We start from the raw sequence: 13,404 nt of genomic DNA on the forward strand, positions 1-13,404 counted from the left end.
TCGATCGCCGTCACCAGGGCGAGGTAGGTGTTGCGATCCTCGGCCGCCCCGAAAGGCGACCGCCACTCGCCCTACTCCGCGCCGATGTCGAGGCACTGAAGCGGTTGCGATCCTCGGCCGCCCTGAAGCGCGACCGTCACGGGCTCCCTCGCTGGACGTCTCGCCGCTGGTCAACCCGTTGCGATCCTCGGTCGCCCCGTAAGGCGACCGCCACATGCCGGAGATCGGGCCCCGCCAGGTGCTGATGGTGTTACGGCCCTCGGCCGCCCGAAGGGCGACCGGCGCGCTGGGCTCCGCGTGGCGCAGCTCGATGCTCATCGCGTTGCGATCCTCGCCCGCCCCGGAGGGCGAGCGCCACCGCTGACCCGGGTGGCCACCGCGTCGGGGGAGATGGCGTTGCGATCCTCGGCCGCCTCGGAGGACGACCGCTACCACGTCGATGTGGTTGATCACCATCGGGCGCAGCGGGTTGCGATCCTCGGTCGACCCAGAGGGCGACCGCCACAGCATGCCTGCACCTGAGCATCACCAGAACCCTCCCAGTTGCGATCCTCGCGCCCCGGAAGGCGAGCGCCACTGGTCAGGATGAGGGCGGTGGCTCCGGCCCCCGCGTTGTCGCGGTCCTCGGTCGCCCCGAAGGGCGACCGCCGCCCTCAATCTCGCCCGACTTCACCGCGCCGGGCAGATTGTTGCGATCCTGGTCGCCCGAAGGACGACCGCCACCAGCCCGGCCGCATCGGCCGGCGCGGTACTGACGGCGTTGCGATCCTCGGTCGTCCCGAAGGGCGACCGCCACGCCAGCACACCCCGGCCGCGCAGGCCAGTACCCCCGTTGCGATCCTCGGCCGCGCCGGACGACGGCCGCCGCCCCGTGCGGCGCATCTCTACGGCGTCGGACGCGCGATTGCGATCCTCGGTCATCCCGGAGGACAACCGCCACCCCTGGTGCTGCCCCCATTCCTGCGGCTGGTGTCGCAGTTACGATCCTCGGCCGCCCCGGAGGGCGACCACCACCCATCGTGATCATCCCTCCCCACTCCTGCTTCAGATCGCGATCCTCGGCCTCCCCCGGAAGGCAACCGCCATCATGTTGAGCTCATCGACCGACATCAGCGTGATGTTGCGACCCTCGGTTGCTCCTGGGGGCCACCGCCACATCGCCGGGAGCACCTCGTGCGTCCCCCGGCGCTTGTTGCGATCCCCGGCCAACCGGAGGACGACCGCCACGGCGGCTCCGCCGTCCCGGTCGAGGTCGTGAAGGATACGATCCTCGGCCGCCCCGGAAGGCAACCGCCACCGACAGCGCAGGCCGCCGCGGCCTGGGACCTCGCGTTGCGATCCTCGCTCGCCCCGGAAGGCGAGCGCCACCTCGGCGAACGGCGCCGGTCCCGAAGCGGTCCCGCCGTTGCGATCCTCGCCCGCCCCGGAGAGCAAGCGCCACCCGGGGGGGTGCGGCCGGGAGGGGTCCCCGGCGACGCCGTTGCGATCCTCGCTCACCCCGGAAGGCGAGCGCCACGTCACAGCGGGCATCAGGGCACTCGTCGACCCCCGGGAGTTGCGATTCTCGCTCGCCCCGGAGGGCGACCGCCACATAATCGGAGCTGCCCTCTCCACCGCTCTCCCCCGAGGGTGCGATCCTCGGCCGCCCGGAGGACGACCGCCACGCCGATGGCGCCGACCGTCCTCTCGATCGACTCGTTGTTGCGACCCTCGGTCGCCCCGAAGGACGACCGCCACACTCAACCTGCCGGACGAAGTACGCCGAGAAGTCGCCGTTGCGATCCTCAGCTGCCCCGGAGGGCAACCGCCACTCGGCGCCGACGCCGGCGCAAGCAACCCCTTGCGGGTGTTGCGATCCTCGGCCGCCCCTGAGGGCAACCGCCACGGGTCTCCTCAGGCGGTGGCCGAGGTGACGGGTTGGGGTTGCGATCCTCGGCCGCACTGGAGGGCGACCGCCACACGGGGACACCATCGTCGCCGCCTGGATGCTCGACGAGTTGCGATCCTCGGCCGCCCGGAGAGGCGACCGCCACGCAATCCTCACCGGCGGTCACTGGTTCCAGGAGTAGTTGCGACCCTCGGTCGTCCCGAAGGGCGACCGCCACGGCCCTGGCCGGCATCGGCCTGTACCTGTCCGTCGGGTTGCGATCCTCGGCCACCCCGGAGAGCGACCGCCACCTCAAGGTCGAGACCCTCCCCGGCGGCAAGGAGGTGTTGCGATCCTCGGCCGCTTCAGAGGGCGACCGCCACGTTCACAGTGTTATCGGGCAAATAGTTGCGCAGGGTGTTGCGATCCTCGGTCGTCCCGAAGGACGACCGCCACCCCCGCCAACCGGGAACACCAGCTGCGCTGGCTGCTGGCGTTGCGATCCTCGGCCGCCCCGGAAGGCGACCGCCACTCTCGCGCGTCGAGAAGGAGCTGTTCGAGACCGACGAGTTGCGATCCTCGGCCGCCCCGGCGGACGACCGCCACACCACCGCAGCGCCGATCCGCGTCAGCCCCTGGACGTTGCGATTCTCGGCCGCCCCGGAGGGAGACGCCACCGACCGGGGCAGGAGCATCAGCACCAGCCTGATCCAGTTGCGACCCTCGGTCGTCCCAAAGGGCGACCGCCACGGCATGCCTGCACCTGGGCATCACCGGAACCCTCCCAGTTGCGATCCTCGCTCGCCTCGGAAAGCGAGCGCCACGCCGGCCGGCCAGATCGGCGCCACCGTCCGCCCCCTGTTGCGATCCTCGGTCACCCCGACGGGCGACCGCGACGAGGGCAACCCCGAGCGCTGAGCCGCCGCCGTTGAGTTGCGATCCTTGGTCGCCTCGAAGGGCGACCGCCACCTGGCCGTCGCGGCGTCGATCGTCGGCCGGCACCGCGTGTTGCGATCCTCGATCGCCCGGAGCGGCGACCGCCACCGTCCCCGGAACGGCTTGGCCGTGCGCCCCCGCTCGTTGCGATCCTCGGTCGCCCAGAGGGGCGACCGCCACCAGGATTTCGCGGACGGCACCGGACAGTACCCGTGGTTGCGATCCTCGGCCGCCCGCAGGGGCGACCGCCACCACGCGCACCCCGGCAGTTCAAACGTCCTCAGCCAGGTTGCGATCCTCGGCCACCCCGGAGGGCAACCGCCACGGCCAACGCGCCAGACCATCGCGCGGATGGCAAGGGAGTTGCGATCCTCGGCCGCCCCGGGGGGGGGCGACCGCCAGCGGCCTTCTGGAGACAGGGTCAGCCCGTTCGCGGTGTTGCGACCCTCGGTCACCCCGAAGAGCGACCGCCGCCGCGGGACGCCTCAACATCAGCGTGAGCGCCCTGGAGTTGCGATCCCCGGTCGTCCCGGAGGACGACCGCCACCTACGCGCCGAACGGCACGTTGCCCACGGCCGCGTCATTGCGATCCTCGATCGTCCCGAAGGACGACCGCCACTCTCGCCCTCCTCCGCGGCCGTCCGCATCCCCGATAGGTTGCGATCCTCGGTCGTCCCGAAGGGCGACCGCCACCAGTTGGTCGGGCGAGCAGATCGGCCGCGCGATTTGGTTGCGATCCTCGGCCGCCCAGAGGGCGACCGCCACCTGGGAGGAGACCCCAGCTCTCGACTCCGGCACCGTGTTGCGACCCTCGGCCGCCCCAGAAGACGACCACCACTGCACGGCAGGCGAGTATGGCATCGCTGACGATCGCGTTGGAATCCTCGGTCGTCCCGAAGGGCGACCGCCACCGGCGATGATCTGCTTGCTGCGCTTGGTGAGCTTGGGGTTGCGATCCTCGGTCGTCCCGGAGGACGGCCGCCGCCTGGTTCGGCTGTGCCGAGCAGCCGCAGTTCACCACGTTGCAATCCTCGCTCGCCCCGAAGGACGACCGCCACGACGGCCGCCGCCATCGGGCCGTACCCGTAGCGCGGGTTGCGATCCTCGGTCATCCCGGAGGGCGACCGCCACTGGACGCTCAGGTGGACGTGCCCGGCCTTGGGCCGATGTCGCGATCCTCAGCCGCCCCGGAGACGACCGCCACCGCCGCCTCGGCCTCCCCTCGCCTGGGCACCGACTGGTTGCGATCCTCGGTCGTCCCGGAGGACGACCGCCACTTGCTGACCTCGTAGGTGCGGTCGTACAACAGGCTGTTGCGATCCTCGGCCGCCCCGGAAGGCGAACGCCACCCCGAGCCGAGGCGACCCGGGACCTGGAGGACCTGTTACGATCCTCGGCCGCTCCGAAGGGCGACCGCCACCTGGCCATGGTCCGCCAGGCCCTCGCCAGGTTCAAGTTGCGGTCCTCGGTCATCCCGGAGGGCAACCGCCATGCCGCCGGGCCGAGCGCCTGAGACATGAGGACTTCGTTGCGATCCTCAGCCGCCCCAGAAGGCGACCGCCACGACCCGCGCGCCGACGGCAACGTCCGCGTGGAGCAGTTGCGATCCTCGCTCGCCCCGGAAGGCGAGCGCCACCTCAGGGTGTGTGGGTCTTCGTAGACCCGCCCTTTCCGATGTTGCGACCCTCGCTCGCCCCGGAGGGCGAGCGCCACACCGAGCTGCTGGCCACCGAGCGGCAGCAGTTCCAGTTATGATCCTCGGTCGCCCCGGAGGGCGACCACCACCTGGTGCGTTCGTTCGTCGGTAACGACGGGGTGTGGTTGCGATCCTCGGTCGCCCCGGAAGGCGACCGCCACCAGCTGGGTGACGGCCGAGCCGTCGGTCATGGGGATGTTGCGATCCTCGGTCGTCCCCGAAGGCGACCGCCAAGAGTCGGTCCGCTGTCGGCGAACTCGGGCCCAAGTTGTTGCGAACCTCCGTCGCCCCGGAGGACGACCGCCACGCGGGATGCCTCGATCGCCGTCACCAGAGCAAGCAGGTTGCGATCCTCAGTCCCCCGAAGGGCGACGCCACTCTGACCGAGCAGCGAGAACTTGGCTTCCGATCCAAGATGTTGGGGTGTTCCCAAGGGCCCGGATCCGTCGGAATCGGACACTTTGCTTCGGTGCGACCCGCGTGTCACATGCACACTTCGGGTTCCGAACCACGCCGCCATGACAGACCGAACAACAGAAGGGTCCCGGCCATGGGACGTCTGATCGGTATGGAGGAGTCAAGCAGCGGTGTGACGCCCCTGCGGGCGCACAGCCGGAACCTACCAGGCCGGCGCCACACCCTGGAGGACCACCTGCGCGGATCGGCCGCTCTGGCACGGCAGTTCGGCGGCGCATTCGGTTCCGCGGAGCCGGCCGGGTACCTGGCCCTGGTGCACAACGTCGGCAAGGGCTCCTGTTCCTGGCACCACGGCCTGAACGCCGCCGAAGCCGGCGACGGGAAGGTCGGCGTCCCCCACAAGGAGGCCGGCGCGTGGCTGGCGGCCCTGCACGCGGGGCGCCCGTTCGCCGCCATCCTGCAGGGACACCGCGGCGGCCTTCTCGCGCGTACCAGGACCTACAGACACTCATCGGTTCCGTGAAAGCGCGAACTCACAAGCACCAGGCGCTGATCGACGAGGCGATCGCCCGCACCTCCGCGGTCGTCCCCGAGATCACCCCCACCGCCCGGGTGCCGCTGCCACCCTGGCTTACAGGCCCCGCCGCCCCCGACACGCTGCTCGCACGAAACCTCCTGCTACGGATGCTGTTCAGCTGCGTGGTCGGCGCCGACTTCCTCGACACCAGCGCCCACTTCGTGGCCGCGCCCGCCCGGACGGCGAGCCTCTGCGCCCGCAGTGGGTCCTCGACCAGCTCCGCAAACGCACCGCCGAACTCGACCTCCCCAAGATCGGCCTGCACGACCTGCGCCACACCGCCGCCAGCATCATGATCGCCGCCGGCATCCCCCTCGCCGTCGTCTCCAAGATCTGCGCCACTCCAACCTCGCCATCACCGTCGACCTCTACGGCCACCTCCTCAAGGACTCCGCCGACGAAGCCGTCGTCGCCCTCGACCGCGCTGATGCCGGGCTCAAGCGGACCCCTCGGGGCCTGTGCCGCGCTGCGCAGACCGGCTGGGCCTCTCCGTCCGCCGACACGAGATCCGCCGGGTACGGCAGCTGATCCAGCGCGTCGCCATGGATGTCGACCAGCTCACCGATTACGAACGCGACCATATCCGGCAGGCCGCCCAGATCGTCCGCAAGACCCGTCAGGGCTTCCTCGGCATGCCCCGCATCCGCCAGCCCTACCCGACCTGGACCGGAGCGACCCGTATGAGCACGCCCGAGCCGGGTATTCAGCCCGTGGTCGAAGGCCGCCGAGCCGACACAGGCGCCACCGCCAGCACGTCCAGACCGCCCTTGCCACCACTCCCGGGAGGGCATCGAGATCAGCGTCACCGCGATCGCCCGCCGAGCCGGCGGCGACCGCACACTCGCCACACTCAAGGGCGCGTGCTTTCGGCTGCCGGGAGCAACTGAAACCGCCATAGGCGGAGTACAGGCGTCGGTCGGTCCCAGTAATCGTCAGGAATCAGGCGGGCGAGTACGGCTGGCTCAGGCTCTTCCCGGAGGGCTCGGATGCCACCCTCGTCCGTAGTGGTGGCCTCCAAGAATTGGTAGGTGTACAGCGAGCTGAGAAGGCCGAAGTTCGCGAATCCGTACTCCTCAATCTGACGGGCTTCGTCCGCATCTGAGACCTCCGGGGCAAACACGTGATCCAGCCTCACCAGCCGTCCCTGGTCGTCGAAGCGCGGCTCCTGGGTTTCTGGCCAGGGACTGTGCCAGATCAGGAACCAAGCCAGTCGCTGCTCGTCGGGGTCGGTGATGACACGACCAGCACTCAACATCTCCACCCCGCCGATTGTGAAGGCTCGTGTCTCCTCGCCGTCCCCGAGTTCTTCCACCACTCGTTCCTTGCCCCGGTCCATGATCAGCGAGAAGCTGAGGTCCGGCTCGATCGCGAGTAGTCCATCCCCGAGCAGGTGCATCTCGTTCGCCTTCATCGCATTGGTGACGGACAACCGCTGCTGCCTCCCATCGAGGCGGAAGACGGATGGGTCAACCAGTGTCCACATGGCCATGCTGCTCCAAAAGTGCGCGTAGAGCAGCCGCCCGCCTGTGGCTGCGGCATACGCCTGAGTCGCAGCCATGTCTTTAGCTCGTACCTTCGCCTCAAGCCCGTCGCCGATTGGAGCCACGTTCTTTACCTCGACCAGCAGTTGCGTACCGTCGCTCAGCACGATGCGGAAGTCCGGCGGCTGGAGCCGGCCCTCGGCATCATCGAAGTAGAACAGCCCCGTGTCCTCGGTCTTAATCAGTCGGATAGAGCCGAGGGCCACAACAACGGCTTCGAATGCATACTGGACCTGGATGCCCTGCAGTCTGGAGATGTTGTCCAGCGAGGAACGCAGAGCGTCGCTTATCGCAGTGACGCTCTCTGCGTGCCTGTCTCGAAGCAACTTCTGCCCGTCCGGTTCCGGCAGCGCAAGTTCGATAAGCGGCAGAACCTCTAGCCCCAGGTTGCCCGGTCGTCCTCGTCGCAACGCCATCAGACACACCCTCTCAATTCGCACTCCGCCGTGACTGGCGCACCGCTGGACTTGGCTATGGCATACCTACACCCGCTGGAGCCCAGCGCGCTTTGAGATTGTTCAACAGGTCCATCAGGGTGACTCCTTCGCGGATCCGCGCACGACAGGTTTTGCACTACCTATCGTCTTGCTGAGCGCTTCTGATCTGCGTGGATTCAAACCGCACGCTCGCGGCACCCCGGAGAGTGTGCGGCGACTGATCGAAGGGGCTGGCTACGCGGCTGAAGGTGATCGCGGGGGTCTGATCAGCTCGGTGCATGAGGTTCTCGGATCTTGGCTGGAGGGCAGGGCTGCGCCGCCTGCGGCGCCGGGACCGAAGCGCCGTTGCCGTCAGCACCTCGCGGGAGAGGATCGGAGTGTGGACGGGACGCCATTCGTGCCGTCTCCCGGATGGTGAGCCACTGAGTGTCTTCGAGGTGGTGGTTCTGGTTTGCGGCTTCCTGGGCGACGCGGTCGCCTGCCGTGAGCATGGCGAGGGCTTGATCTTGCAGGGCGGGCGGTAGCCACTCCACGAGCAACCGGGCGTGGCTCGGATCGACCTTGAGTGCCGTGTTGCGAGGGCGGGTGAGGAGGAGCTTGTAGCAGCCTTCCGCTGGTTCAACGGGCGGTAGGCCCAGGAGCGTTGCGGTAATGGAGGCCCTGGCCGGGATGGACAGGCCGTCCGCGTCGAGATCTCCGTAGTAGAGGATGCGTCGGATCTGACGGAGTTCGGTGATGCTGGCAACGGTCGCCTCGAAGGCGCGGCCGGCACCGAAAGCGATGTAGCCGATCCGTCCGGGCTCGCGTTGGAGCAGGTGGCGCAGGGTGGCGAAGGTATCGCTGTTCTCGATCACGAGTATGGTGTCGCCGTCTCCGAGGTGTCGGTAGGCGAGCGGTGGGGCTTCCCGGTAGGTTGCGAGCTGGTCGAGGTCGAGTCGGCCCGGGCCGAAGAGCGCTCCGCCGATGAGGCTGTCAAGGCGCTTCTCGTCGTTGAAGATCTCGTGGGATCGTTCGCGTAGGGACAGGGGGCGGCGGGCCTGCGCTGTGTTACTCGTGTCCCGAAACCACCGGTTGATCGCGGTCAGGATGTTCGTCTGTGTGGTGGTGACGCGCGCGGTCGATACCCAGCTGAGCTCTGGTCTCCATGACCGCGCTTCTCGGGTGGCCGAGGGGACCGGGTGGTGCCGGACGATGCGGACGGCGTCGGGCAGTGGGGGGCGCCCGGCGTCCCACTTAGCCGGGTTGGAGGGCAGGGTGAGGAGTTGCGCGTCGGCAAGCTCGATGAGCAGGGTGGCGAGGCTTTGGCGGCTTTTGCCGCTGTGGGACAGACCCGGTAGAGCAGAGGCGAATGCCTCCGTCAAGGCTGTGCGAGAGAGCGTGCCGCTGCCGGGGGTCCTGGCTTGCAGGGTGTCGTTGAGCCTGGTGGCGGCTGGAGACAAGGGTGGCACCGGGCCGTCCTGCGGCGTGGTCATTGTCCGGCCTCGGTCTTGGTGTAGAGCCGGGCGGCGCTCAGGTAGCCGGCGGGTTCGGGGACCTCGGGATCGGGTGTGACCCGTGGCCTGGGGAGCAGGGATGCGCGCACGCGTTCGTCGATGCGGACGAGGGACAGTCCGCTTCGGGCTTCCGTGTCGTTGCGCAGTTGGATGCGCAGGGGGAACCGCAGGGTGGCGTTGTCGTCGCTGAGTCCGGTGGTGTAGAGCAGCTGGATACCGAGTGCTGTGGCCATCTCCTGCTGGATCTGCATGAGGTAGTCCGCGTTGGCGCGGCCGATGGGGTTGTCCAGCATGAGGAGGCCGCCGTGCCGAGTGCGGCTACGCGGGCCTGGTGAGGTTCGCAGGGCGGCCAGCGCGCAGTACAGGAGGATGGCTCCGGTGAGCTCTTGGCCGCCCGAGAAGATCGTTTTCATGTCTTCCACGCCCACGTGCTCGATGGTGCGCGAGGCAGTTGGTTTGATCACCTTGGCGGTGAAGCCTCGTGGGACGGCGCGGTGGAGGCAGCGCATGACGACGTCGATTCCCTTGAGCCCACCAGCGTTGGGGGCAGTGGCCATGGTCTGGACTGCTTCGCGGACAAGCCCATGGAGCAGGGGCTGCTCCGGCGGCTGGTACTTGATCGTCAGGAAGCGCTGGTTCGACCATGGGCCGGCGTCGTCGGGGAAGACTGAGAAGGCGCTGGCGCGGTCGAGCTTCTTGAGCTCTTCGGAGACACGACCTGCCAGTTGGAGGACCAGGGTTTCGCGTACTTGCTCGACTCCGTTCAGCTGGGAGGCCAGGACAGCGGCGCGTTCAATGAGAGCGGTGACGAAATCGGCGGCCAGGGGTGGGATCATTCGTCCGTCTAGGGCGGAAATCTGTGCGCGCAGGGGAATGTCGAGGTCGTGGTAGGCGACGTTGGAGACGGCGTCCTTCAGATCGGCTACGGCTCCTTCGACAGCTCGGTCGGCAGCGCCCTGCTGCTTGTGGCTTGTCGTGTGGACGCTCACGGCTTCTCGGGCTTTGGACTCGGCGCCTTCAAGTGATCCAGGGTAGGGTGCGGCCTCCTGATCGATGGGCATGCCCTTGATCGCCGCCTCGAAGAGTGCAAGGACCGGGGCCAGGGCGGTGCGGCTACGCTCAGCCTGCTTCTTGGCGCGGCCCGCGGCGTCGAAGGAGTCCCCGGCCGTCCGCGCTGCCCGGTCCGCGCTGCTCTTCAAATCTCCGGCTGTCTCGAGCAGCTTCTGGGCCTGGGCCCGGTCATGCGGGGTCCACTCCTGTGCGGCCTCCTCTTCCAGAAAGGCTTGGCCCTCTGCCGGTTGGGCTTGCTCGAGCTGCAGTTGGACGCGGGCGCACTCCGAGTTGAGAAGGCTTTCGTCGGTCTGCAGTCGCGTGGTCTGCTCGGTCATACTGCGCACGAGGGCATCTCGCTGGATGGCATCGTCAGCACGTGTGTCCTGCGCGAGGGCCTGTGCTCGATCTTGTACAGAGGGCGGGACCTTCTTCCAGAGGGCCTGGCAGGTCTGGAGGTCGGCCTCGGCAGTCCGCGCGCGCTCGCGAAGGTCGTCACCGACCTCACGGGCGTGTAGATCGGAGGCGGCTTGCTGGTACTGCTGTCGCAGCACGGGCAGGGGGGCGAGCACGCCAGCCTGTGCCTGGCGGCGTTCGGCCTCGTCGGTGGCCGTGATCACCTCCAGCTCCCCGCTGTGTCTGGCCGCCTCCTGTTCGTGATTCTCGATGAGGCGGGCACGGCGAAGGTTCTCGTCCTCCGCTGCGGAGCAGGCTGCTTCCAGCTTGCCGAACTCGGCGAGCCGCAGTGTGGTCTGGCGTTCGAGTTCGGCGATCCGGTCGGCGGCACGGCCGGCCTCGGCCTCGCTGTCGGCCAGCCTCTCCAGGTCGTCTGCCGTCCTTTGCTGGGCTGCCCACTGGGCGAGGACGTTATCGCGTTGCGACTCGGTCTCGCCCAGGGCAAGTTCGAGTTCCTGTGTTCGGTTGGAGGCCGCGTCGGCTGCTTCCCTGGCGGCTCCGGAGGCGGCCTGAAGGCTGCTCAGTTCCTCAAGGCGTACGTCGAGGGGAAGCTCTCCGATCTCGTCCTGCCAGTGGTCCAGGGCGGCAAGGAGTCGTGCCGTTGCCGTTCGGCGTGTTTCCTGCTGCTGGATTTCCTCGGAGGTCTCCCGGATACGCGTCTCGACGATCTCTCGCTCGCGTGCGGCAGCCAGTTCATCGTGCATGGCGGGTGTGGGCTCCACCACGGTGCGCCCCGCCTGGTCGCTGGGGGCCGTGTTGGCGAAGCGGTTGCCGGTTCCGATGGCCACGGCCGCTGCCGGCAGTGGGCGGAGATCTTCCAGGAACTGGCGCGCCTTCTCCAGCGCGAACTCGTCGGTCACGATCACTCCGTCCACCAGGTCGGGGTGATCGGACACTGCCCGGGCGTGGAGGTCGGTCGGCAGGTTGTCGCGCATCCAGATCCATCCGGGATGTGCAGCGACTCCGTGCCCGAGCAAGGCGTCGCAGACCTCGCGGACGTGAGTGCGCGCGGGCAGCAGTCCGGCACTGGTGTCCAGGGCGGTCAGGTACTCCTGGTCTCTGTCCAGCTTGCGCCGTTGAGCTGTGAGGGCTCCTTCCAGGGCTGCATGGCGGCGGCTGGCGACGTCGTGCAGCGGCCCTGCCGCAACGGCGATCCAGGTCAAGGCATCATCGCCGGTCGCGTCGAGTTCTGTCTCCAGCAGCTCTGAGCTGAGGGGATCGCGCTGGATGTGCCGCGCCCTGGTCCGGAGCCTGTCGATCACAGCGCTCGCGTTGTCTGCGGCATTTCTGGCCGCGGACGCGGCGGCATCGGCAGTGGAGAGCTCTGCCCGAGCTTGGGCAGCGCTCGTCTTCGCGTCATCGACAGCTGCTTTCGCATCGTCGGCCTGCTCCCCCAGGTCCCTTTCCGCCGTACGGGAGCGGGCAGCTGCGTCCGCCGCCGTCTCTCCGGCCAGCACGTCCCGCGATTCGCGTGCCCGCTGGAGGGCGGCTTCGAATTCGGCGACGAGCGAGCTGAGGTTCGCCGTCTCGCCCTCCGCGACACCGTCGAGCTTGCGCAGGTCGCCCATGCGGGCGCGCCACTGGCTGACGTCGATCCCGCTGGCGCGCGTGGCCTCCTGCAAGTCGCGGATCTTCTTACGGGCGGCCTCTTCTGCCAGCCGCAGGCTGATCCTCAGCCGGGCTGCGGTGTCATCGGCGGCCCTCGCATAGGGCGCGATGGCCCCTTCGGCCCGGGTCAGGTCGAGCTGGGTACTGTCGAAGGCATGGCGGGCAGCCGCGAGGGCCAGGGCCAGCGGAACTTGGGTCCAGCCGTCGCGCTCCCGTTCGACTTCGAACCTCCTCGCCTCGGCATCCGTCCGCCTGGCTTCCAGGTCGGCCAGATCCAGCCGGAGGCTGTGCCATTGGACGTGTCGCAGCGCGCGGTCGGCTGCGTCCTGTGCGCCCAGTCTCGTCCGGTTCTCGACATCCGCCTCCTCGTAGGCGGTACTGCAAAGCTCGATCTCACAGGCCAGTTGCCTGTCCCTGGCCAGGAGTGTCGAAGCCAGCGCCACGAGGTTCGTCGAGGCTTGTGCTGCCTGTGCCGCCTGCGAAAGTTGTGCCGTGTGGGCGTCGTCGACCTGTTGGCACTGGCGCTGCATCTCGAGGGCGAACGCGCGCTCCTTCTGCCAAAGCTGGTACTGCGAGACTGCCCCCGCGTACCCGGCGAACATCTTGCCGACCGCGTCGTAATCGGAAGCGTCGGAAGCCTTCGTGAGGAGCCACTCCACGAAGGCAGCGGACGTGGTCGTGGTGAACGCGTTGGCGGCACCGCTCTCGGTAGCGTTCATCGCGCGCTGGACGTTGAACAGGTCGGGTTCGAGGCCGAGGCTGCTCTGGTGGGCTTCCCACTCCTTCTGGCCGGCCTCCTCCCGCAGGCCCAGTCCTTCATGGCGGGCCCTGAGGTCCCGCAGCTCGGTGCAGAAGTCGTCGAAGGAGAGCCAGGTGCCGTCATGGTGGAATGGCAGGCGATCCGCGGTGAGGGCCGCTCCGGGCTGGAAGCTGTAGAAGAGCCTGCTGAGGTTCTTGTCTGCTGCCGGCGCGAGGACCTGACCGGTGACCAGGAGCCGGCCGGTGCGCGCGTCCACCCACTCCATCACGATGTGCGACGGCTGGGCGGGCGAGACGACGAACTTGCGAAGCGCCTCGAGATCCTTGTGACGGTAAGGGATGGTCGTGCACATGATTGCGGTGAGGAGCACGCCCTTGCCACCCCCGTTCTGCAGCATCACCAGGCTCGCGGGCGAGGGCCGACGGGGAACGTGGCCGGCGTCGGGAACCAGAGCGCCGGTCGATACCGGCTCTCCGACCCCGGACAGGTCGAGGTCGACGCACTCGTACCGGGCGTCGCGAGGGCCGAAGTTCCGCAGCAGGACGCGGTTCAACTCGTACACAGT

General features: G+C 68.5%; 8 protein-coding genes. 3 read left to right on the plus strand and 5 right to left on the minus strand.

Annotation, left to right across the window (positions count from 1 at the left end; genetic code table 11):
- Positions 1 to 214: 214 nt before the first annotated feature.
- Positions 215 to 364: a hypothetical protein gene (locus tag ACFWPT_RS12440; RefSeq protein WP_380481549.1), complete on the plus strand. Its 150-nt coding sequence runs from the start codon at positions 215 to 217 to the stop codon at positions 362 to 364.
- A gap of 305 nt (positions 365 to 669) precedes the next feature.
- On the opposite strand, the gene ACFWPT_RS12445 is transcribed toward ACFWPT_RS12440, so the two are convergent.
- Together ACFWPT_RS12445 and ACFWPT_RS12450 are read right to left on the minus strand one after the other, a co-directional pair.
- A complete protein-coding gene (locus ACFWPT_RS12445) occupies positions 670 to 921 on the minus strand; it encodes a hypothetical protein (RefSeq protein WP_380481551.1) in 252 nt (83 codons plus the stop codon).
- A 123-nt stretch (positions 922 to 1,044) separates the two neighbouring features.
- A complete protein-coding gene (locus tag ACFWPT_RS12450) occupies positions 1,045 to 1,497 on the minus strand; it encodes a hypothetical protein (protein ID WP_380481553.1) in 453 nt (150 codons plus the stop codon).
- A 3,553-nt stretch (positions 1,498 to 5,050) separates the two neighbouring features.
- Between ACFWPT_RS12450 and ACFWPT_RS12455 the strand changes: the two genes are divergently transcribed.
- Together ACFWPT_RS12455 and ACFWPT_RS12460 are read left to right on the plus strand one after the other, a co-directional pair.
- Entirely contained in the window at positions 5,051 to 5,440 is a 390-nt protein-coding gene (locus tag ACFWPT_RS12455; RefSeq protein WP_380481554.1) for a hypothetical protein, read from the plus strand.
- A complete protein-coding gene (locus ACFWPT_RS12460) occupies positions 5,437 to 5,790 on the plus strand; it encodes a hypothetical protein (RefSeq protein ID WP_380481556.1) in 354 nt (117 codons plus the stop codon). Before ACFWPT_RS12455 ends, ACFWPT_RS12460 begins: the two co-directional genes overlap by 4 nt.
- Positions 5,791 to 6,344: 554 nt before the next feature.
- Here ACFWPT_RS12460 and ACFWPT_RS12465 read toward each other — a convergent pair.
- From ACFWPT_RS12465 to ACFWPT_RS12475, 3 genes are all read right to left on the minus strand, one after another.
- A complete protein-coding gene (locus tag ACFWPT_RS12465; RefSeq protein WP_380481558.1) occupies positions 6,345 to 7,451 on the minus strand; it encodes a hypothetical protein in 1,107 nt (368 codons plus the stop codon).
- A gap of 287 nt (positions 7,452 to 7,738) precedes the next feature.
- Complete coding sequence (locus ACFWPT_RS12470; protein WP_380481560.1) at positions 7,739 to 8,944, minus strand: Wadjet anti-phage system protein JetD domain-containing protein; 1,206 nt, start codon at positions 8,942 to 8,944, stop codon at positions 7,739 to 7,741.
- The gene (locus tag ACFWPT_RS12475; RefSeq protein WP_380481562.1) at positions 8,941 to 13,401 is read right to left on the minus strand and encodes a hypothetical protein; all 4,461 of its coding nucleotides are present in this window, start codon (positions 13,399 to 13,401) and stop codon (positions 8,941 to 8,943) included. Before ACFWPT_RS12475 ends, ACFWPT_RS12470 begins: the two co-directional genes overlap by 4 nt.
- Positions 13,402 to 13,404 lie beyond the last annotated feature (3 nt).

Source organism: Kitasatospora sp. NPDC058478, assembly GCF_042720345.1.
Classification (GTDB): Bacteria; Actinomycetota; Actinomycetes; order Streptomycetales; family Streptomycetaceae; genus Kitasatospora.